Raw genomic sequence first — 22034 nt, forward strand, 5'->3', positions numbered from 1 at the left:
GCTCCCCCATTTTCTCAGAACAAAGTAGAGGGGTTTAAGACCTTTTGTGCGCTGCGCGTCTGGTCGCTGATATTGTTGATAGCTGAGAACGAATTAACCATTCATGGGATAAGGATTTCAGATCATGGGCAAATTTAGACGCGTACCCGTTGGGATTGTTGGCGCGTCGGGCTATGGTGGAGTGCAGTTAGTACGACTACTGATGGATCACCCAGAAGTCGAAATGGTTTATTTAGGAGGTGAGACTAGTATTGGGAAATCCTTTGGGGATCTCTACCCGCATCTGGCTCATGCAACTAACTTGCTAATAGAGGCAGTAGAACCAGAAATAATTGCTCACCGCTGTGAAGTAGTTTTCCTGTCTTTACCAAATGGTCTGGCTTGCCAAATCGCACCCAAACTGTTGGAAAAAGGATGTAAAGTACTAGATTTGAGTGCAGACTATCGGTTTAGTGATTTGACAACTTATACCAATTGGTATGGTATGGAGAGAAGCGATCGCACAATTGCAGCGACAGCAGTTTATGGATTACCAGAACTTTATCGCGATCGCATTTCTGAAGCTCAACTCATTGGCTGTCCTGGTTCCTATCCCACTGCCAGTCTCCTTGCACTTTCGCCACTTTTAAAGCAAGGCTTAATCAGACCAGAAACAGCCATTATCGATGCCAAGTCTGGCACATCTAGCAGTGGACGGCAGGCTCAAACCAACTTATTACTAGCTGAAGCCGACAACTCCATAGCCGCTTTCAATATTGGTTGTCACCGTCACACCCCAGAAATTGAGCAAATTTGCAGTGACTTAGCCGGTCACGAACTCATGATTCAATTTACACCGCACCTTGTCCCAATGGTACGCGGTATTTTGGCAACAGTATATGCCACAATGAGCGACCCCGGTTTAGTGCGAGATGACTTAATCACAATTTTCTCAGCCTTCTACCGCAACTCTCCTTGGATAAGAGTCTGCGGTAGCGGCGTTTACCCCCAAACCAAGTGGGCTAACGGCAGCAATCTTTGTTACATCGGTGTAGAAGTTGACCCACGCACAGGTCGCGTAATTGTTATGTCAGCAATTGACAATCTAATTAAAGGACAGGCGGGCCAAGCTATTCAGTGTCTAAACCTGATGATGGGCTGGGATGAAACCTTGGGGTTGCCCAAGTTGGGATTTTATCCGTAAATCAGTTAGGAGTTAAAAGTGATGAATTATGAATTAAAAACTCCTAACTCCTAACTCCTAACTCTACTTCGGTCCTAACCCTACAGCACCAGCATAAACGGCGCGATCGCCTAGTTCATCTTCAATTCGCAGCAAGCGATTATATTTTGCTACGCGTTCGCTGCGACATAGAGAACCTGTTTTGATTTGACCGGCACGGGTTGCTACAGCTAAATCAGCGATCGTTGTGTCTTCTGTTTCACCAGAACGATGGCTAATTACTGAACGGATACTGTTGCGAGTTGCCAAATCAATCGTTTCCAAGGTTTCAGTGAGCGAACCAATTTGATTGAGTTTAATCAAAATGGCATTAGCGGCTTTTTCCTGGATGCCTCTTTGCAAGCGAGTAACGTTAGTCACAAATAAATCATCCCCTACCAATTGCACCCGCGAACCTAACTTTTGGGTCAGTAATTGCCAACTCTGCCAATCTTCTTCGTGCAAGCCATCCTCAATTGACACAATTGGGTATTGGTCAACTAGTTGTCCTAAATAATCAATAAATTCAGCCGGGGCGTGAGGTTTACCATCGTAAACATACTGACCATTCTTGTAAAATTCGCTAGCCGCCACATCCAACGCCAAAGCTACTTGTTCCCCTGGCTTGTAACCAGCTTTCTTAATGGCAGCAACCAGCAATTCCAAAGCCACCTGGTTAGATTCTAGGTTAGGGGCAAAGCCGCCTTCATCGCCGACACCAGTAAGTAAACCCTTCTCATCTAACACCTGGCTGAGGGTAGCAAACACCTCTGCACCCCAGCGCAATGCTTCCCGGAAGGAAGTTGCGCCAATTGGGACAATCATAAACTCTTGAAAGTCCACATTATTTGAAGCGTGTGCGCCACCGTTAATCACGTTCATCAACGGCACTGGGAGCAAATTCGCTAAAGGGCCACCCAAATAGCGATATAGAGGAATATCTAGAGATTCAGCACTTGCTTTCGCCGCTGCTAAGGAAACCCCCAAAATTGCATTCGCACCCAAACTGGATTTGTTAGGAGAACCATCTATGGCAATCATTGTCCGGTCTAGGAGTTCTTGGTTGAGGGCATCCAAGCCTAGTAATTTTGGTGCAAGTGCTTCTCTGACGTTTTGTACTGCCTTGAGTACCCCTTTGCCCCCGTAACGGCTTTTATCGCCATCACGCAGTTCGTGGGCTTCAAAAGTGCCAGTAGAAGCACCACTGGGAACTTGCGCCAGTCCGACAACACCGTTAGCTAAATGCACTTCGGCTTCAATTGTCGGTCTACCGCGAGAATCAAGAATTTCACGGGCTGCGATCGCCTCAATGGCAGTATCTAGAAATTTACTCATCTGTACTTTATCCTTTATTCGAGTGTGTTACGCATCCAGTCCAGTTGCCTAACCCAATCGCTAGCATAGGCGGTTAAGAGACTTTCTCGGCTGAGATTAAAGAAGATTTCCATTATAAGGATCGGGAGCAATGCCAAAAATGGGTAATTGTTTATCCTGTCCTTTCGGCTTTTAATTCGTTCTGTGACGGCATTTTTCCCTTAAGACTTTGAGCTAGGTAAAATGTTTGCAGAGAATAACACTAAATCAATTACAGAGAAAAGGTCAATATGCGATTACTACACACAATGCTGCGAGTGGGCAACCTTGAAGAATCCTTAAAGTTCTACTGTGAAATTCTCAAAATGAAACTGCTGCGCCGAAAAGATTATCCGGGCGGAGAATTTACCCTGGCTTTTGTTGGCTATGGCGACGAAAGCGACAACTCGGTAATCGAACTCACCTACAACTGGGGTGTGGAAAAGTACGAATTGGGTAATGCTTACGGTCACATTGCTCTTGGCGTTGATGATATTTACGCTACGTGTGAAGAAATCCGCAATCAAGGCGGTAAAGTTGTGCGCGAACCAGGGGCGATGAAACATGGTTCGACGGTAATTGCTTTTGTGGAAGACCCAGATGGGTATAAAATTGAACTAATTCAACTGGGAACTCAAGGATCGGCAGTCAAACAGGAATCACAAGAGCAACTTGTGAGTCAGTAATTTTTATCAGGGATTTCCAAAAAATAAATTGTCCGTAGGGTGGAATGTCATTTATTTAAGCTGGATTCAGCTCCTCGACTTCTGCAAGAAGCCGGGAATCTGGACAGCAACTTGTGCTTAAGAGCCATAGGAAAATCCACGCTGATGTCTTAAAAAGTTGAGCTAGAGAGATTGATTCTTTCCGTGTAGTCTCGTGTCAGTAAACCCAGACGCGCGAGACTTTTGCCTTTTTAGGCGGGTTAGGGGATCTCCTCTACGTAAATCTTATTAGTATCACCCCAATACGGTCGGTTAAAGGGGAAAGGGTAAAGGGGAAAGGTTTTGAATACATCCTTTCTCCTTTACCCGCAAACACATTCCCCAGACCACAAGGAAAGTGAAAAATGCTTATCCGAACCGTATTGAATACTGCCCTTGATGAGCAACACTAATAGCGACGCCGATAGCGAAGCGTAAAGCCTTCTCTACGAGAGGCTTTGCCAACGGCATGGCTTCGCTTAGAGCGAGTCCGCGTACCTTTACAGGGAAGCAAGCTACGCGTAGCGTCTCGTAGAGAGCGTCATATCCCGTCGTAGACATCGCTCCAATAACACCGTCAGGGAAAGTCTGCTCATAACAGTATTTTCGTTTTAAATTAGGAAATAGGCAATGGATTAAACTATCATCAATTGCCAATCCAAAATTGCCACTGGAGATACACGCGGATATACGCTGAGAATGTTTGGATAATTATCTGGGTATTAAGGAGTAGCATTACAACCACTCCCTACTCCCTTTAATAATCCCCAATCCTTAAACTAAAAATTCAAATTCCAAAATTCTAAAGATGCAACCTACAGATCCCAATAAATTTACTGATAAAGCCTGGGAAGCAATTGTTAAATCTCAGGATATAGTCCGTGCTTATCAACAACAGCAACTAGATGTTGAACATTTAATTATTGCCCTATTAGAAGAACCCACTAGTCTAGCAATACGTATCCTGGCTCGATCTGAGGTCGATCCGATCCGCTTGCAGCAGCAGTTAGAAGCCTTTACCCAACGCCAGCCCAAAGTTGGTAAAAGCGATCAGCTTTACCTTAGCCGCAATTTAGATATTTTACTAGACCGAGCCGAGGAAGCTAGAGCCAGGATGAAAGATTCCTACATTTCCGTGGAACACATACTTTTGGCCTTTGCTGAAGACGATCGCATTGGACGAAAAATACTCAAAGGCTTTAATGCGGATGCACCTAAACTCGAAGCTACGATCAAAACTATTCGCGGTAGCCAAAAAGTCACAGATCAAACCCCAGAATCCCGCTATGACGCCTTACAAAAATTTGGCAGAGATTTGACAGAACAGGCAAAAGCGGGAAAACTCGACCCGGTAATTGGGCGGGATGACGAAATTCGGCGGGTAATTCAAGTATTATCTCGTCGTAGCAAAAATAACCCCGTACTCATTGGCGAACCTGGGGTAGGTAAAACAGCGATCGCCGAAGCATTAGCACAACGGATGGTAAATGGTGATGTTCCAGAATCTCTGAAAAACCGCCAACTCATCTCTTTAGACATCGGTAGTTTAATTGCTGGGGCAAAATTGCGAGGAGAATTTGAAGAACGCCTAAAAGCTGTCCTCAAAGAAGTTACGGAATCTAACGGTCAAATTGTCTTGTTTATTGACGAACTACATACCGTAGTCGGTACAGGTTCCAGCCAGCAAGGGGCAATGGACGCGGGAAATCTGCTCAAACCAATGCTGGCGCGAGGAGAACTACGTTGTATTGGCGCAACTACCCTCGACGAATTCCGCAAACACATTGAGAAAGATGCTGCCCTAGAACGCCGTTTTCAGCAAGTATTTGTCGATCAGCCAAGTGTAGAAAATACTATTTCCATTCTGCGGGGGTTGAAAGAACGCTATGAAGTGCATCACAACGTCAAAATTTCTGATTCGGCTTTGGTAGCAGCAGCAACCTTGTCAGCGCGTTATATCAGCGATCGCTTCTTACCAGATAAAGCCATTGACTTAGTAGATGAAGCAGCAGCACAGTTGAAAATGGAGATTACCTCCAAACCAGCCGAATTGGAAACCATCGATCGCCGTCTCATGCAGTTAGAAATGGAAAAGCTGTCATTAGCTGGCGAAGAAAAGGGTACTCCCCAAACGAAAGAACGTTTGCAGCGCATTGAACAAGAAATCGCCAATTTAACGGAAAAACAGCAAATATTTAATGAACAATGGCAAGGCGAAAAGCAACTATTGGAGGCGATAAGCGCCTTAAAGAAAGAAGAAGATGCGCTGCGAGTGCAAATTGAACAGGCAGAACGCGCCTACGATCTAAACAAAGCTGCCCAACTAAAGTATGGCAAATTGGAGGGAGTGCAGCACGAGCGCGAAGCTAAAGAAGCGAGCCTTTTAGAAATTCAAAACCAAGGTTCAACGTTGCTGAGAGAACAAGTCACCGAATCCGATATTGCCGAAATCGTCGCCAAGTGGACAGGAATCCCCGTCAATCGCCTGTTGGAATCGGAACGACAAAAATTGCTGCAATTAGAAAGTCATTTGCATCAACGAGTCATTGGGCAAGAAGAGGCTGTAGAAGCAGTAGCCGCCGCAATTCGCCGCGCCCGTGCGGGGATGAAAGATCCCTCTCGTCCTATTGGTTCATTTTTGTTCATGGGCCCGACAGGCGTAGGCAAAACCGAACTCGCCCGTGCTTTAGCTCAGTTTCTCTTTGATTCTGATGATGCATTGGTGCGCTTAGATATGTCTGAGTATATGGAAAAACACTCAGTTTCTCGTCTTGTGGGAGCGCCTCCAGGATATGTAGGCTATGAAGAAGGCGGTCAACTTTCCGAGGCAATTCGCCGCCGTCCTTACTCAGTGGTGCTGTTGGATGAAGTGGAAAAAGCGCACCCCGATGTGTTCAATATTTTGTTACAGGTGTTGGATGATGGGAGAATTACTGATTCTCAGGGAAGAACGGTAGATTTTCGTAACAGCGTTATTGTGATGACCAGTAACATTGGTAGCGAACATATTTTGGATATATCTGGTGATGATTCCAAGTATGAGACAATGCGGGTTAGGGTAATGGAAGCATTGCGATCGCATTTCCGCCCCGAATTTCTCAACCGCGTCGATGATATTATTCTCTTCCATACCCTAAATCGCACAGAAATGCGGCAGATCATCCGCATTCAACTCAAACGGGTAGAAAATCTCCTCCGCGAGCAAAAAATCTTCTTTGAGATATCCCAATCTGCCTGCGATCACCTTGTCGAATCAGGCTATGACCCAGTTTACGGTGCCCGCCCACTCAAACGAGCAATTCAGCGAGAAGTAGAAAACCCCCTTGCCACCAAGTTATTGGAAAATACTTTTATCTCTGGGGACACGATTATCATCGACAAAAATGAAAATGGTCTGTCTTTTAGCAAAAAAGTGCTGGTGAAGGTGTCAGTACCACAGATTGCTACATAACACCTGGTGTCTCCCCTTCATTCAACGGGACGTACCCAAAAGGCTGTAGGGAGAAGACCAAACTTTGGATACACAAACAAAGTATAAGAATAATTGAGGGTTTGAAACCCACGAATGTGAGTAAACCCCGTATAGTTGGGATTTACTCGCATTTTTGTAACATTAATGTAACCGTGTGTTGCATCTATGATCCTTACTAGCTTCTGCCACAAGGTACCAAAAATCAGTACCCTGTGGCAGAAGCTTGTCTTGCCTTTAAAGGTGGTAATGAGATTTACGCCAAGGTGTACTGTACTAGTGAGTAATTAGTAATTAATCAAAGCAATGTCAACAACAAGATTCCTGACTTCTTTAATTAAAAAGTCGGGAATCTAAGCCGCACATCTGATGATTTTGCACCTAACTGATATCTTTCCTTTAACAGATGGGTATTATAAGCCTACTCTGCTGACAACATCTTCATAAATTTGTCTTCAAATAAAACACATTTACGCAATTCTACTGTGAACTAATGCTCTTATTATTTCTCAGCCTCGAACTAAATAATTCTGAAAAAATCAGTGTTTACCGGAGCAAATGAACAATTCATAAATGATATAACTTTAATAAATTATCTTTTTTATAGCTACTTTAGTTTGGAAGTTAGTAAAGCAAAATGTAGTCGTTAGATAAATATCGTCTCATGTCATGCCTGTAACAATACTTGATAGGCATGACTGAAAACTTTGAAAAAATAGAAAATTCGCTATAATCCACTTGACCAGGAAGCAGATATGTCTAGAAAACGTCAGCTATTCAAGGTAATTCAAAAAACCTTCAGACAAATTAGCAAGCAGCTTTTATCTGCAATTAATAAGCAACTTATTTGGCTTTTGCGAACTATCTCTGGTACTCAAAGAAGACGCAGTTCGGTTAATTCTGGCTTTGTATTGCCAACAGTGGCGATGGTGGTTTTGGTAGTTGTACTATTAACAACTGCAATTCTATTTCGGTCTTTTGAGCGTTCCAAAAATGCTAGTAATGTCCGCGTAAATGAAGCGACAATGCAAGCCGCCACCCCTGCTTTAGACAGGGCTAAAGCCAAAATAAGTGCACTGTTCGCCGACCCAACTTTACCACGTTCTGTACCATCAAATCTAACACTATACAATACCTTAGTTAATAAACTTTCTATCTATACATTTGGTGATGAAACTCCTATATCCCTGGCTTATAACCTTAATAAAAGTACTTCAACTCCGATGATTGAAGCAAGTAGTAGTATGGCTTTAGAAAATCAAGAAAGCATACAAACAGCCTGGAAATTTCCTGCCGATACAGATAATAACGGTAAATTTGATAGCTTTATTCTCTATGGTATCTACTTCCGTACTCCCCCCCAAACTGGTACACTGCGAAATAGAAGCCCACTAGATGCTAGAACCCCTCCGATGCTACCAGCTAAGGCAGGTGGAGCTTGTGACGTAGCTGGTGATACTAGTGCCAGCTTAGTAGGAAGTTCGGGTTGGTATAAACTACCAACTGGCGAATTGAAAAAAAGCTTTTTCGTATATGCAGTAACGGTTCCCATTAGTGATATTGCTCAAGCTACTTCTCTTGATACAACCAAATATGAGAAGTATCGAGGTAATAAGGGCTTTTCCGCATTAGAAATGCAACAAGATCGTAGCCAAGTTTCTATTACTAATAATGCCGTTGTTTATGAAGATGACTTAGATATTACACCAGGGCCTCGATTCCGTCTCAATGGACGCATCTTTACCAACAGTAACTTATTTACTGCTAAAACTAGTCAAGATATAACCCTATTTCAGGTCAGTAGTAGATATTCATGTTACTACGAACGAGAAAATAGCAAGATAGTTGTTGGCGGCAATATTGCAACTAGTAGTCCAATCAGTACAAGTAATACAGGTGGAACATACGTAGATTTATTTGTAGAAAATGGTGCGCCTACTACAAATAAAACTTTAGCACCTACTAATAAAACTACCTCAAATAACTCAAATGACATTGCCTATAACACTCAGGCTTATGCTCAACGCATAGACTTATTAGTGAAGGCACAACTTAACAATGCTGCTACTACAGATCCTCAAGACATCAGAACTAATATAACTAACCGGATTCTAAACGATCCAAGCTTAGATTCCACTAAAGTACGTAAGGAAGAATTAGAAAACTGGTTCCGTAAGCGTACTAGGCGTGTACCATTTAAAGAAGTTCCTTATGGTACTTCTGCTATTATAAAAACTGGCACTACTGATTACGACTATATAACAGATGCAGCAACCTTTATGAAAGGTTCTGTTAATACGCTACGTCCAATGGATGCCTGGATTTATCCAACAGATACTAATACAACACTAACACTAAATACAGCGCAACTACCTACCAGAGATCCAGACGTTGTAGATAATACTCCTGTAATAGAAACAGAATTAGGCGATCGCATCGTAGTAGGCAACAACCTACCTGAACTTATATGGGACAACACAAAAGGAGACTTTGTAGGAGACGATGAACCTCAAGCCATCACTCCTGCTGTGAAGTGGACAAGTAGTACTACCAAAGATCGAACACGTACCACTCGCGTCAGACAGTTATCAGATTTAGGGGTAACAGGACGTGACGGTTTTTGGGAAATTTCAGCCGCTTCACCCCGATCTAATCCCCTTGATGTAGTTGGTGGACTGAGGGTAATTACAGGTGCTGGAGTATATACACCTACAGGTTCTGGACTAAGAACACTCGTCCAACCTACTCTTCCAACACGAGGAGGAAAGCCCGAACTGGTTGACGATCCAAGCACGTCGGGAATCAACGAAAGTTATGGCACTGTAGTCTGGCCTGATACTATGCCTATGGTTGTATCCGATCCGACCGATCCTCTGAATGCAAGTAAACAAAAACGTGGTGATTTGGTAATGCGTGCAACGGTAGTGTATCACTACAAGTTTGATTCTTACAATCCTCAGGCGAGTACGCCAGACGATTATCAAACACCCATGGCCTGTGTAAGTAGCTACTACAACCCTACTAATCAGACAACAGCAACTACAAACACTTATGATCCCCTTACTTCGACAACAGTAGCAGCATCTAACAATGGGCTTGTTTATGCTGCTCCTGCTACTGCATCTGATGGTATAACTAGAGGACAAACAGTAGATACCAATGGTTTTTTTACACCTGGGGCTAATGCTGATGATGTGACTAACACTGGTGTAACTTTGCTAAATCGCTTGAAGTATCAAGCTAACTTGGTATTTCCCAATGGCCGCCTTGTAAATCCTCTACTACGGCAAGCACTGGCCAAAGCAACTACCAGTAAACTCACTCTCTCTGAGCAATCAGCAATTGACTCTACTATCTGTGCAATACAGATTGCTGATGGCACTCTGAGTCGGAGTACTACCTACATTCCTGATGGCGCAATCAAAGAAACTGCATTTCTTGATGCCCGACAAATTAAAGCTATAGATAAAGGTGGTACATTAACTGGCAACTACAATTTAGAAGTTGAACAGCGTCAGCCTCTAGAAATTCGTGCCACTAGCATAAATTTAGGTCAGCTTCGCACACAAGCAATCGGCGCTGCATCGGATAACGAATATCTATTGCCCAATAGCGGCATTATCTATGCCTCTCGTGATGATGCTCAAAAAGATCGTAGTAACCCAACTAGTGAAAATATCAGCGCTAGTGACTACAATCTCGATCCAGAACGGCGACCTAACGCCATTATGTTGATAAATGGCAGTAACTTGAGTCGCCAGACTAATTACAGAGCAGAAGAAAAAGGCTTAATTTTAGCAACTGAGCTACCAGTGTATGTTAAAGGCGATTTTAATCTGCACACTAAACAAGAATTCAAAACCCCGGATCTTTTACCTGCTCCCAGCGCTGCTACCTACGATACTAAATTTTACACTCGTGCTGCGGCAAATCGCGATCCTGACTTTGCTTGTCGGCCTAGTGACCCTAGACTACCCAATTGCACAACAGGCGAAACTTGGCGACCAGCATCAGTAATTGCCGATGCTGTTACCTTGCTCTCTAGTAACTTCCGTGAAGGTTTCCGCAATGAGGGTGATTACGATTTGCGAAATAACCAAGGGAGCGATCCTAACGTCATACTCAGCCGACTGAAGGTAGGTTTCTGGAATAACAACTTTCTCACTTCATCTAAATTCTTGACTGACTCTGGTGGTGATACCTACTACACAGGTACTCCCGCTGCTGCCGACTCAGTAAACAATAACAGTTCTTACGTGAACAACTTCGTCACGCCCATTCAGCGTCGAGGAAGTTTCCCAGAGTATGTAATGGAGATGTGCTTCAAGATACCAGTTTCAGAGTGTCAACCGGGTGACTGGTATGTAGGTTTAGATAGTGATAGTAATACAGGCAATGCTTTAGACCTAAACACAGAAATCCTAAAAAGGTCTAGTGAAGTAGTAGGTGTAACCGATCTTACCAGACTCTTAGCTGGTACAACTGCGCGATCGCCAAGGGCTGGTTTTGAAGGATTTGCTCGTAGGGTTGCGTTCAAACGGAAATATAATGTAGCAACGACTAATGCTGATTTTGCCAAGCTTGTTGATATTAGTAATAATGCCATAATTTTTACTAATGCTACTCCCATTCCACTAGGTATTAAATTAGGTATAGTAGCAGAATTGCCGCTAATTATCACAGGCACTGGAGCAAGTGCAGTAGTCAGCCCACTTAGTATACCTGACTTAAATTCTAATGCTCTATGGTTTGCAACCACAATAAATACTTCTACTAGCCCACCACCGTCCCCCATAAACGAGATCAAATACAACAATACTAATCGTGTATTCTACAGATACCCCAAACTACCGGCTTCTGGTTCGCTGAGGGATTTTCCTGGAGCCACAGACGCGTCACTATTCAACCCTGCTTCACCCGCCAGAGATGCGTCATACCAGCCGCTATTTGAACCTGTATTGCAATTACAAGTAACAACCGCAGCACCATCTGATACTCTAAATTACGCCGCTTTAGCAGGAGCATCTAGTGTCGTTAAAAACACTAGATGGTTGTCTCAGGCAAGTGCAACCAATTTTAATCTAGTAGTTGCGGGTGGTGATACTCCGGCTCGTGTGAGTTCAAGTACCTACGAAATCAATGGGGGTTTGCATAACTTTGTGCGCTTCTTAGAAAACTGGGATGGGATTGATGCCAATATCAACGGTTCATTCATCCAATTTAAACGCAGTATCTATGCTACTGCACCATTCCAAGCTCTTGTCAGACCAGGACCCACAACTCCTGCTGCAACCACTTCTGACCCTAATAATACTGATGCTGCTAGCCTTGCCAAGAATAACAGTATCTTTTTCAGAGTTCTGTATTCTGACAGACCTGGTTACACATCAGATAGTACTTACATTACTAATCCTAGTGGTGAAGCGCCGTATTATATGCCTCCTAATCGTAACTGGGGTTTTGATGTGGCGTTATTAGCGCAAAACCCCGACTTGTTTGCCCAACGCTTTGTAACTCCAGCAGCAGATCCCCCGAATGAATACTTCAGAGAAGTGGGTCGCGATGACCTTTGGGTGAAAACTCTGTTATGTAGTGTACAAACTCAAACATCAGATGGGTTTGATACTGCGGACACTACTTACTTTGGTAACGGTTTCAAATTTGCACTACCAGCAACTGAACGTCCTACTAGCTGCCAACTCCAACCATCCTAAAGTGTTTGAATGAGAGTTTTTAGATCACTTTTCGGGTGAACAGATCGCGTTAACAGAGCTAGCCTAGCCCCCTCTTCCCGAATGGAGAAGAGGGGAAAATTTAAAGCCTCTCCCCCATTAGGTTACGAGTGTATTACACCCGATCGCAAATTACTTTAAAACATAGCCTTATTAAGAAATTGAGTATGAACCCACGCCAACTACAAGAATTATCTGCTCAGTCCAACGATTCTGGTTTTACGATCATTGAGTCGCTTGTGGCGATCCTCGTAGTTGCCATTTTGCTGGTAGCGATCGCACCCGTTCTAGTAATGTCAACAGCAACTCGCGTGCAAGCTAAACGAGTCGAATTGGCGACAGGAGCGGCTAAAGCCTTTATTGATGCTATTAAGTCTAAAACAATCTCAGAAAATCAAGTATCAAATACTACTTCACTTAGTGCTGCAACTGCTGCTGCACCTAGAACAGTATCAAGCTCAACTACCAGTGGCGACTATTTAATTAGTAGTGCGGCTGTTCCCGCAGACGCAACTAGTTTGTATTGCTTTCACAATGATGGCAAAATAAATCTACCAAGCGACTGTACAACCTACAAAACAACCAGTCCTGTCCAGTTTTACATCCAGGCTTTTGGCAATGCAGTTGGAACTATCAGCACAAGTAGCGCTCAAATTGATAGCGGTCAAAGCTATCGTTTGGGAGTTCGGGTATACCGTTCAGATGCCTTCATCGGTACTGGTAGCTTGAAAAAAAGTAGTGATAGCAATGGAAAAACAGCAGCAACATTCACCGGGGGACTAGGCGATCGCAAAGCACCCCTAGTAGAAATGACAACTGAAATTGTTAGGGGTCAAAGCTCCTATAACGCTTTGTGCGATCGCCTTGGTGGTTGTCAACCATAATTAACTCGTTAAATATAAATAATTTTATGACTCAGTATCGGTCATTAAGGAGAACCTGTAGCAAAATGAATATATTGAGGTGGCTGTTAAGTACTCAGCTAAAACCCTCTCACAAGCAAAATAAAAATAGTGGTTTTACCCTGATTGAATTATTGGTGGCTATGCTGATTGCATTTTTAGTAATTACGCCGTTACTAAGTTTTATGATTAGTATTTTAAACACTGATGGTCAGGAACAAGCCAAAGCAAACTCTGAGCAAGAAATTAAAGCTGCACTAGATTATATTACTCGCGATCTCCAACAAGCAATATATATTTATGATGCTACTGGAATTGCTTGTCTAAGCGGTACTGTTGATGCTAGTACCGATAACACTTGCCCAAATGCAGGTACAACTGGAAATCAACTACCTAACGGAACAGATAAAGTTCCTGTGCTTGTTTTTTGGAAACGAGAATTAATTAATCAAGCAATTACAATTACAGGCACTCAAAAAGATGATACTTTTGTTTACTCATTAGTTGCCTACTATTTAATTAAAGATACTAATACTACTTGGTCTAACGCTGCACGTATCGCTAGATGGGAAATTAAAGATGGCGTTCCAAATAGTACTAGTAGTGCTAGAACTGATTGTCCTGGATTTACTACAGCCGACAAATATCTCCCATGTCCAGATAAAGGTTTTAAACCATTTGACTTGTCACAAAAGGGCATAACATTACAAGCAAAAATGAATAGTTGGGCAGGAGGGGGGAGTTACGATCAAGTTCCTGTGGTGTTGGTTGATTTTATAGATCAAACAACAACAGCACAAGAAACCCCAACAGCTACAGCAACAGTGACTTGTTCTACTGGCTTTAGTCAAGTTCCAGCAGTCGCAAACCTTGCTAGAAGAGGCTTTTATGCTTGTGTAGATTCAGTTAGCGCAGATAATAGGAGTGCTGCGGAAGTTTATTTAAGGGGTAATGCACAAGCTCGTTTAATACAAGATGAAACTAAAGCACGTTACGCGCAGAGTAAATCTAGTTATTTTCCGAGTGCAAACATTAAGGTTCAAGGAAGTAGCTTTATCTTTACCAAATAGCTTCTATCTTTGACAAATATTAATAAAAGCAGGATAGTATGGCGAATATTCTTAGTTTAAGACTATTAAATTATTTCCAGTTGCACAGCCGAAAAACAAAACTAAAGCAGCAATATTTAGCAAATAGACCCTTCACTAATGGCTACAAGCAACAAGATGCTGGATTTAGTCTTATAGAGTTAATAGTAGTACTGCTGCTAGTAGGAATTTTAGCAGCGATCGCAGCTCCTGGTTGGGCTGCCTTTGTAAATCGGCAGCGAATAAATAAAGTTAACGACGCCGTTTTCGCCGCACTGCAAGAAGCACAGCGCGAAGCTAAAATCAAAAAACTTAGCTACAGTGTCAGTTTTCGGAAAAATAGCACAACCCAAGAGGTTGCTATTTATCGTACCGATATTGGAATCAGCACATGGAAGCCTTTAGGAACGGATGTAAGTGTTAGCTCTGATAAATTTTTGCTAGGTACAAACCTAAATAGCACTACTGAAAACACTGCTGATAATGTATCCTATTCTTTAAATCCATCAGCAAAAATTACTTTTGACTATATGGGAACTTTACCCAATGCAAGTCTTGGAACATCTGGGTTACAAATAGTGGTAGCTGTACCAAGCTCTGCAAATCCTACATTGGCTAGTAGCATAAAGCGATGTGTCATTGTGAAAACTCTCTTAGGCTCAATGGTGACAGCAAAAGATAATAATTGCAATTAAGTAATTTAAATACCAAGATTTGTTTAAAAATACGTAATATTGCTGAACATAAAACTGCACGTTGATAGCAAAATTGAAACATCATGTGCAGTTTTAATGTTTGATAGAGTTATTTAAGAGCCATTGATAAATTAGCCATTGCCTGAACATAATAAAGAGCGTCATCATCAAAATATACTTTTCTGAAAATGACTGAGAACCTTGACTTTACTGTAGCTATCCCAACTTATAACGGTGAAAGTCGTTTGCCTGAACTACTAGAACGACTAAAAAACCAACTTCACACCGAAAATTTATCTTGGGAAATTATAGTTGTAGACAATAACAGCACTGATAATACAGCTAAAGTTGTTCAAACTTATCAAAAAGATTGGCGATGTCCTTATCCTCTAAAGTATTGCTTTGAAGCAAAACAAGGCGCAGCTTATGCTCGAAAAAAGGCAGTTTTAGAAGCTAAAGGTAAATTGATAGGTTTTTTAGATGATGACAACTACCCAGTATCAAATTGGGTAGTTGCAGCTTATACTTTTGGTGAAAAACATCCTAAAGCTGGAGCATATGGCAGCCAAATTCATCCAGACTGGGAAGTAGAACCACCGGAAAACTTTAAGCGAATTGCTCCATTCTTAGCAATTACAGAACGGGGAAATTTACCACTATTATATGAAGCGTCTAAAAAACTACTACCCCCTTCCGCCGGACTTGTTGTCCGTAAACAAGCATGGTTAGAAAGTGTACCAGATAAGTCGATTTTAACTGGTAGAGTTAAAGGCAATATGCTTACCAGTGAAGATTTAGAAATGTTGTCTTACGTCCAAAAATCAGGATGGGAAATCTGGTACAACCCAGAAATGGAAATATCACATAAAATACCTAAATTACGTTTGCAAAAAGATTATTTGATCCCATTTTTTAGAGGGATTGGACTTAGCCGTTGTGTAACTAGAATGATAAATATAAAACAAATATATAGACCATTTGCGCTTTTATCTTATATGATAAATGACTTGCGTAAAATCACGTTACACTTACTCAAATATCGAACTAATCTGAAAGATGATTTGGTAGCTGCTTGTGAAATGGAACTTTTTTTAAGTAGTTTCATTAGTCCTTTTTATCTTTGGAAAAATGGATACTTTAAAAAATAAATTATTAAAACATTAAGAATTATGACTGAATTAACAGCTGAAAGTTTAGATATTAGCGTAGCCATTCCTGCATACAATGGAGCAACCCGTTTACCTAAAATTTTGGATAAGCTATTAACCCAGACAGGAGTAGAACAACTTAGCTGGGAAATTATTATTGTGGATAATAATAGTTCTGATAATACGTATGAAATAATTCAAAATTACCAAAAAATATATAATGGATATAATGGAAACTGTCATTTAAGATATTTTTTAGAACGCGAACAGGGAGCAGCTTTTGCCAGATTACGAGCAGTACGTGAAGCCAAAGGGCAGCTAATCGCATTTTTAGATGATGATAATTTACCTGCTCCTGATTGGTTATCAGAAGCATATACCTTTGGGTTAGAGCATCCTCAAGCAGGTGCTTGGAGTGGACAGATTCATGGTGATTTTGAAGTAAACCCACCAGAAAATTTTGAAAGAATTCAAGCTTTTTTAGCTATTAGAGAACATGGTTCAAATCCATATTTGTTTGACGCAGATAACTTAAGACTTCCTCCTGGTGCAGCGCTTGTTGTTCGGAAACAGGTATGGCGTGAAAATGTACCACAGCGTCCTAATTTAAGTGGGAAGTTGCCTGGTATTTTGGTACAGGGTGATGACTATGAACCATTGCTTTATATACATTATGCAGGCTGGCAGATTTGGTATAATCCTACCATGCACACTTATCATCAAATACCACGCTGGCGACTTGAGAGAGATTATCTCTTAACTCTGGCACGCGGTTGTGGCTTGTGTATTTTCCAGTTAAGCTTGATAAATACTAAAAATTGGCAAAAACCAATAGTGTTTATAAAAACTATTTTAGGGAATTTACGCCGAGTATTAAAGCACCGTATTCACTATAGAGGTGAATTGAAAAATAATTTAATTGCACTTTTTGAAATGGAATTTTACTTGGCTAGTATGATGAGTCCTTTTTACTACTTAAAATCTAATTTGCGCAAAGGATTAAAAAATAAATTAGCCCTATAAAATGATTAACTCTAGTCAACATTTGCCGAAAACTTCTGTAATTATCCCCGCTTATAATAGTGAAAACACTATTGCTCAAACAATTCAATCTGTTCTAAATCAAACTTCGAGTGACCTAGAATTAATTGTAATTAATGATGGTTCAGCAGACTCAACTTTAGATGTTGTTACACAAATTAAAGATCCCCGAATAAAAATATTTTCCTATACCAATGCTGGCGGAAACGTTAGTCGTAACCGAGGTTTACAGCTTGCAGTTGGAGAATTTGTCAGTTTCTTAGATGCGGACGATCTTTGGACACCAGATAAGCTTCAATCTCAGTTACAGGCTTTACAAGAAAATGCTACTGCGGCAGTTGCTTACAGTTGGACTGATTATATCGATGAAAATGGTGAAATAGTACTCTCTGGTACACACGTTACAGCCAATGGAGACGTTTATGAAAAGTTATTGTTGACAAACTTTTTAGAGAATGGCTCCAATCCTTTGATTCGTAGAGAAGCTTTAATCAAATTAGGTGGATTTGATGAATCTCTAAGTGCTGCTCAAGATTGGGATATGTGGTTGCGATTAGCTTGCCAGTTTGATTTTGTATGCGTACCATCTGTACAAATATTGTACAGAATAAGTGCTAATTCAGTTTCTGCTAATCTTATAAGGCAAGAAAAAGCTTGCTTGCAGGTGCTTGAAAGAGCATATAAGGAAAGACCTTTAGCACTTAAGAGTACTTGGAATCTAAGTCTGACAAATTTATATAAATACTTAACATGCAAAGCCCTACAAAAGCCATTTAATCGACAAAAAGCTTTAACTGGGGCTAAATTTTTATGTAATTATGTTCTGAATAATTCTTCAAGACTTCAGCGGATAAATTTTACTTTAAAATTATTATTAAAAATTTTCATAATGATTTTGATGCCTACGTTGCTCGAAAATATTACTAACCAGCGCGAAGTAAAAAACTAAACTAATTGAAAATTGTTTAACGGCTAAGTAGCTGAAAAACTCTCAGAATAAAAATGGATAGCCTAGTGCATCTACCATCTTTAGTTTATGCAAAAAATTTCTTGAAGAATAATCATTCCAACAGTGGTTTTACCTTACCAGAGATGTTAGTAGTTATTGTATTAATTGGTATATTAGCTACGATCGGAATATCCAATTGGCTGGCTTTTGTGGAAACTCGCCGTCTCAACGCTACCCAAAAAGAGGTTTATTATGCTATGCGCCAAGCGCAAAGCCAAGCTACTAAAGATAAATTAACCAGGCAAACCAGTTTTCGCATACAAAATGGTGTCGTGCAATGGGCAGTTCATCAAGCGGAGGCAGGACAATTTATTTCTGATGCTGTTAAAAATAATAGCAACCTATGGCATAACCTTGAGCCAAACATTGGCATTGATGAAGAGGAAAACAATAAAGGAAAAAAGGAGACAACTTTACAAAAACATACTTCACAGCAAATGTGGCGAGTTTTATTTAACTATCACGGTTGTCCTATCTCTGAAATTGGAAATCAGTGTACAGTAGGCGGATTAGGGCAGATAACATTCTACAGTTTGAATGGTGGTAAAGCTAGACGTTGTGTCTATGTTTCTACAATTTTGGGGGCTATGCGAACGGGAAAAGATCATACTAGAGCTAACGAAAACGACAAGTATTGCTATTAAGATATTTTTAGTTAATTCAAATAAGGTATTTTGTGCTGAATTTACCAGCAAGCCCAAAACAGCACCTGATTATTTTCACCCGTTATCCAGAACCAGGTAGGACAAAAACCCGATTGATACCTGCTTTGGGAAATGTTGGTGCTGCCAATCTTCAACGGGAAATGACTGAGCATACAATATTTCAGGTTCAAGAATTGCAAAAAGCCACTGACATATCTGTGGAAGTGCGTTTTACAGGTGGGGATTCGCAACTCATGCAAGACTGGCTGGGGTTGGATTTGGTTTACCAGTCTCAAGGTGAAGGGGATCTAGGTTTGCGGATGGCGCGATCGCTTTTTGATGCTTTTCAATTTGGTGCAGAAAAAGTAATTATCATTGGTACAGATTGCCCTGGAGTGAATGCCCAGATTTTAGCAACAGCTTTTGAGAAGTTACACGCCTTTGACCTCGTACTTGGGCCTGCGATCGATGGTGGATATTACTTAATTGGTTTGCGCCAACCCATCCCGGAGCTATTCGTTAACATCGAGTGGGGAACTGATCAAGTATTCCAGAAAACCGTGGATATTGCCCAGAAACTTAAATTATCATACGCGGACTTGTTGTCCTTAGCTGATGTTGACCGACCGGAGGATCTGCCAATTTGGGAACAAGTCCTTGCAGGGAAGATAGAGCGATCGCTTTAAGGAGCAAAATCAAGGGGCGAATTGAAAAAGTGCATAGGTAGAGCCATAAGAATCACTTTTCCATAAAGATGCGATCTGACGATCTTGAAGATGAGAATTAAGAGACAGAAGCAATAAAATTCTGTGGAATATCAGCACTGCTGAAATAACTCCTTAAAGCTTTTTGAGGCTGCTTCAGGTTTGGCAATAATTTCGACAATTTTATTGCGTGCATCTGCTTCAAACAGCGCCTCAACAGCAACTTGGGCGACTTTCTGTCTGGGAATACTACCATCAAACAGCGTATCTGCACTCTGCATCACGATGCGGTCGGAGTTGTCTTCATTCTTCAACCCACCAGGCCGGACAATCGTATAAGTAAGACCACTTTTCTGAATATACTCTTCAGCTTGTTTTTTCCACAACAAAATTAGCCAAAACAAGTTCAGCGGATGGAAAAGCCGGGAAGTACACAAAGAAGAAATTAAGATAAGATGCTCAATTCCCTTAGCCTTAGCAGCATCTACTAAATTTTTAGTCCCTTCAAAATCCACTTTATAGGGGCCAGTAGGGTCAAAGCTAGGTTTTGCCCCAGTCGCAATCAACAGAACTGTGCTATCTCCCAACGCAGCAGTTAAACTTTCTGGTTGTAACACATCGCCTACCACTAATTCGGCTTCAGGAGACAGAATACCCCTAGCTTTCTCTATATCCCGCACCAAGGCTCGGACGGGAATATTCCGCGCGATCAATTCTTGCACAATCCGGCGACCTGTTTCACCTGTTGCCCCTGCTACAAATGCTTTCATGATAAATGCTATCCTGGGAAACTATTGTGTGCTTGTTCAGTTCTTTATTTTAGTAATTCTATGGAGTTACTCGCAGATTAATGAGGTTTCGGTCAAAATGGGATCTGAATGCGAAATGACCCAGGTGTGTGGGGAATCATTAATATAGACTAACGCCAAAATATAGAGTAATGCATTTATGCTTTCAAGAAAAGGCGAATATAAATCCTGGGAAATAACAGAAGCAGTTTTACCTGTAGTGTCCACCCAAGAAGCCGAGGACACATTAACAGAACCAAATGTAGCGACGCTGACAAAATTTTACGGTCGTTATCAAGATTTTATGGAAATGGCTGCCCCAGTAGAGAAGGTTGCTGAGTATCTCAATTCTCACGCCTCATGGTTTTCGCGCTGCGCTGAACCCATGAAGGTACAATCACTTGGGGAAAATGGCTATGCTTTAACAATTGGTCGTTTTGGTTCTTTTGGTTATGAAGTAGAACCGAAAATAGGTTTGGAATTGTTGCCCCCAGAAGAGGGTATTTACCGCATCCGTACAATTCCCATTCCTGACTACCAACCGCCTGGTTATGACGTAGACTATCACGCATCTCTAGAGTTAAAAGAAGCCGATGTTTCCACTAGCATTGGTAAGGTTACAAGAGTTGAATGGGAATTGGATTTGATCGTTTATCTTCACTTTCCCCGGTTTATTCAGCGATTACCCAAGTCTATAATTCAATCTACAGGCGATCGCTTACTTAATCAAATTGTCCGCCAAGTCTCCCGCCGCTTAACTCGCAAAGTTCAGGAAGATTTTCATAAATCTTTGGGAATACCGTTTCCTGCTAATTTTAAGCAAAAGCGTTGATAGGGATTTCTAAAAAATCAATAATTCTAAATTATTTGTACGTTTGTAGGGTAGCACAGCTGTGCTACCCTACTTTGCTAACTATGCTTGAGTGAGAATTTTTTGGACAATTTGCACGCCAGTAACAGCCTGCCAAGCAAAAAGTCCCAAAAGGGTGAAATTTATTAAAATATGAGTTGCACGTGCCCAATTTGCTCCTTTTTGCATATAAGGGGACAAGGCAGCAGAAAATGCAATCAAACCTGTCATACCCAGTCCTGCTAGTAGGTGAGGCCCGACAAATAACTTTTGGTTATTAATGTAAGTGACAGCCATCCCTCCGATCGCACCTGCTACCATCAAAGCTAGGAGTATAGATCCGATTTGGTAATGTCTGACGTTATATCTACCTTTAATCAATTCTTTTTTTTCTTCCCCCTGAGCATTTCTAGTACGCTGCAATTGCAGTCCTAAATAGGCAGCATAAATTGAGAGTACTAATAGCGCCCACATGAGCACCGGATGGAAGAAGTTCAGCCAATATTTCACCGACGTAGAAAGTTCCAGACTCATCGTGTTCTCGCCTAATAATTAAATCTTCATAAAAATTAGCATAACTCTATTTTCTGTGCTTAAATTTGCACAAATTAAAAGAGGCTCCCCCGACTATTTTCCTTTGCCCTCTTGCCAAAGTGGATAAACAATCTCAGACTAAATTTTGAGGGTAGACGAACAAAACCCCCTG

General features: G+C 41.4%; 17 protein-coding genes. 13 read left to right on the forward strand and 4 right to left on the reverse strand.

Features of this window, described 5'->3' with window-relative positions; translation table 11 throughout:
- The first annotated feature begins 124 nt into the window (after positions 1-124).
- Entirely contained in the window at positions 125-1183 is a 1059-nt protein-coding gene (gene argC / locus V7K45_RS14710; protein WP_335004554.1) for an N-acetyl-gamma-glutamyl-phosphate reductase, read from the forward strand.
- A gap of 63 nt (positions 1184-1246) precedes the next feature.
- Here the strand turns inward: argC and eno are convergent, their stop codons facing one another.
- Entirely contained in the window at positions 1247-2536 is a 1290-nt protein-coding gene (gene eno / locus V7K45_RS14715; protein WP_335004556.1) for a phosphopyruvate hydratase, read from the reverse strand.
- 269 nt (positions 2537-2805) lie between these two features.
- On the opposite strand from eno, the gene gloA reads away from it, so the two are divergent.
- A complete protein-coding gene (gene gloA, locus V7K45_RS14720) occupies positions 2806-3240 on the forward strand; it encodes a lactoylglutathione lyase (protein WP_335004558.1) in 435 nt (144 codons plus the stop codon).
- A gap of 387 nt (positions 3241-3627) precedes the next feature.
- Here gloA and V7K45_RS14725 read toward each other — a convergent pair whose 3' ends face one another.
- Positions 3628-3819 (reverse strand): hypothetical protein, encoded by a 192-nt coding sequence (locus V7K45_RS14725; RefSeq protein WP_335004560.1) that lies wholly within the window; start codon positions 3817-3819, stop codon positions 3628-3630.
- 247 nt (positions 3820-4066) lie between these two features.
- Here V7K45_RS14725 and clpB point away from each other — a divergent pair, with 247 nt between their 5' ends.
- The 10 genes from clpB to V7K45_RS14775 all read left to right on the forward strand — a co-directional run bounded on the left by clpB (position 4067) and on the right by V7K45_RS14775 (position 19672).
- Complete coding sequence (gene clpB / locus V7K45_RS14730) at positions 4067-6709, forward strand: ATP-dependent chaperone ClpB (protein WP_335004562.1); 2643 nt, start codon at positions 4067-4069, stop codon at positions 6707-6709.
- 773 nt (positions 6710-7482) lie between these two features.
- Positions 7483-12441 (forward strand): hormogonium polysaccharide biosynthesis protein HpsA, encoded by a 4959-nt coding sequence (gene hpsA, locus V7K45_RS14735; RefSeq protein ID WP_335004564.1) that lies wholly within the window; start codon positions 7483-7485, stop codon positions 12439-12441.
- Positions 12442-12626: 185 nt separating this feature from the next.
- Complete coding sequence (gene hpsB / locus V7K45_RS14740; protein ID WP_335004566.1) at positions 12627-13343, forward strand: hormogonium polysaccharide secretion pseudopilin HpsB; 717 nt, start codon at positions 12627-12629, stop codon at positions 13341-13343.
- Positions 13344-13408: 65 nt separating this feature from the next.
- Positions 13409-14431 (forward strand): hormogonium polysaccharide secretion pseudopilin HpsC, encoded by a 1023-nt coding sequence (gene hpsC / locus V7K45_RS14745; protein WP_335004568.1) that lies wholly within the window; start codon positions 13409-13411, stop codon positions 14429-14431.
- Between the two features lie 38 nt (positions 14432-14469).
- Positions 14470-15144, forward strand: a complete 675-nt coding sequence (locus tag V7K45_RS14750) for a prepilin-type N-terminal cleavage/methylation domain-containing protein (RefSeq protein ID WP_335004570.1) — start codon at positions 14470-14472, stop codon at positions 15142-15144.
- A 188-nt stretch (positions 15145-15332) separates the two neighbouring features.
- Complete coding sequence (gene hpsE / locus V7K45_RS14755; protein ID WP_335004572.1) at positions 15333-16292, forward strand: hormogonium polysaccharide biosynthesis glycosyltransferase HpsE; 960 nt, start codon at positions 15333-15335, stop codon at positions 16290-16292.
- 21 nt (positions 16293-16313) lie between these two features.
- Positions 16314-17315: a hormogonium polysaccharide biosynthesis glycosyltransferase HpsE gene (gene hpsE, locus V7K45_RS14760; protein WP_335004574.1), complete on the forward strand. Its 1002-nt coding sequence runs from the start codon at positions 16314-16316 to the stop codon at positions 17313-17315.
- Position 17316: 1 nt separating this feature from the next.
- Complete coding sequence (locus V7K45_RS14765) at positions 17317-18282, forward strand: glycosyltransferase (protein WP_335004576.1); 966 nt, start codon at positions 17317-17319, stop codon at positions 18280-18282.
- A 53-nt stretch (positions 18283-18335) separates the two neighbouring features.
- Entirely contained in the window at positions 18336-18986 is a 651-nt protein-coding gene (locus V7K45_RS14770) for a pilus assembly FimT family protein (protein ID WP_335004578.1), read from the forward strand.
- 32 nt (positions 18987-19018) lie between these two features.
- Complete coding sequence (locus tag V7K45_RS14775; protein ID WP_335004580.1) at positions 19019-19672, forward strand: TIGR04282 family arsenosugar biosynthesis glycosyltransferase; 654 nt, start codon at positions 19019-19021, stop codon at positions 19670-19672.
- A gap of 131 nt (positions 19673-19803) precedes the next feature.
- Here the strand turns inward: V7K45_RS14775 and V7K45_RS14780 are convergent, their stop codons facing one another.
- Positions 19804-20460, reverse strand: coding sequence for an NAD(P)H-binding protein (locus tag V7K45_RS14780; RefSeq protein WP_335004582.1), 657 nt, complete (start codon positions 20458-20460; stop codon positions 19804-19806).
- A 178-nt stretch (positions 20461-20638) separates the two neighbouring features.
- On the opposite strand from V7K45_RS14780, the gene V7K45_RS14785 reads away from it, so the two are divergent.
- Positions 20639-21310, forward strand: coding sequence for a DUF1997 domain-containing protein (locus V7K45_RS14785; RefSeq protein ID WP_335004584.1), 672 nt, complete (start codon positions 20639-20641; stop codon positions 21308-21310).
- Positions 21311-21391: 81 nt separating this feature from the next.
- Here the strand turns inward: V7K45_RS14785 and V7K45_RS14790 are convergent, their stop codons facing one another.
- Positions 21392-21862, reverse strand: a complete 471-nt coding sequence (locus tag V7K45_RS14790; RefSeq protein WP_099099590.1) for a DUF4079 domain-containing protein — start codon at positions 21860-21862, stop codon at positions 21392-21394.
- Positions 21863-22034 lie beyond the last annotated feature (172 nt).

This window comes from Nostoc sp., assembly GCF_036917375.1.
Lineage (GTDB): Bacteria > Cyanobacteriota > Cyanobacteriia > Cyanobacteriales > Nostocaceae > Nostoc.

Bases quoted from the DNA above. Each gene is read 5' to 3' on its own strand.
- argC (WP_335004554.1), top strand. From the start codon at position 125: ATGGGCAAATTTAGACGCGTACCCGTTGGGATTGTTGGCGCGTCGGGC.
- eno (WP_335004556.1), bottom strand. From the start codon at position 2,536: ATGAGTAAATTTCTAGATACTGCCATTGAGGCGATCGCAGCCCGTGAA.
- gloA (WP_335004558.1), top strand. From the start codon at position 2,806: ATGCGATTACTACACACAATGCTGCGAGTGGGCAACCTTGAAGAATCC.
- V7K45_RS14725 (WP_335004560.1), bottom strand. From the start codon at position 3,819: ATGTCTACGACGGGATATGACGCTCTCTACGAGACGCTACGCGTAGCT.
- clpB (WP_335004562.1), top strand. From the start codon at position 4,067: ATGCAACCTACAGATCCCAATAAATTTACTGATAAAGCCTGGGAAGCA.
- hpsA (WP_335004564.1), top strand. From the start codon at position 7,483: ATGTCTAGAAAACGTCAGCTATTCAAGGTAATTCAAAAAACCTTCAGA.
- hpsB (WP_335004566.1), top strand. From the start codon at position 12,627: ATGAACCCACGCCAACTACAAGAATTATCTGCTCAGTCCAACGATTCT.
- hpsC (WP_335004568.1), top strand. From the start codon at position 13,409: ATGAATATATTGAGGTGGCTGTTAAGTACTCAGCTAAAACCCTCTCAC.
- V7K45_RS14750 (WP_335004570.1), top strand. From the start codon at position 14,470: ATGGCGAATATTCTTAGTTTAAGACTATTAAATTATTTCCAGTTGCAC.
- hpsE (WP_335004572.1), top strand. From the start codon at position 15,333: ATGACTGAGAACCTTGACTTTACTGTAGCTATCCCAACTTATAACGGT.
- hpsE (WP_335004574.1), top strand. From the start codon at position 16,314: ATGACTGAATTAACAGCTGAAAGTTTAGATATTAGCGTAGCCATTCCT.
- V7K45_RS14765 (WP_335004576.1), top strand. From the start codon at position 17,317: ATGATTAACTCTAGTCAACATTTGCCGAAAACTTCTGTAATTATCCCC.
- V7K45_RS14770 (WP_335004578.1), top strand. From the start codon at position 18,336: ATGGATAGCCTAGTGCATCTACCATCTTTAGTTTATGCAAAAAATTTC.
- V7K45_RS14780 (WP_335004582.1), bottom strand. From the start codon at position 20,460: ATGAAAGCATTTGTAGCAGGGGCAACAGGTGAAACAGGTCGCCGGATT.
- V7K45_RS14785 (WP_335004584.1), top strand. From the start codon at position 20,639: ATGCTTTCAAGAAAAGGCGAATATAAATCCTGGGAAATAACAGAAGCA.
- V7K45_RS14790 (WP_099099590.1), bottom strand. From the start codon at position 21,862: ATGAGTCTGGAACTTTCTACGTCGGTGAAATATTGGCTGAACTTCTTC.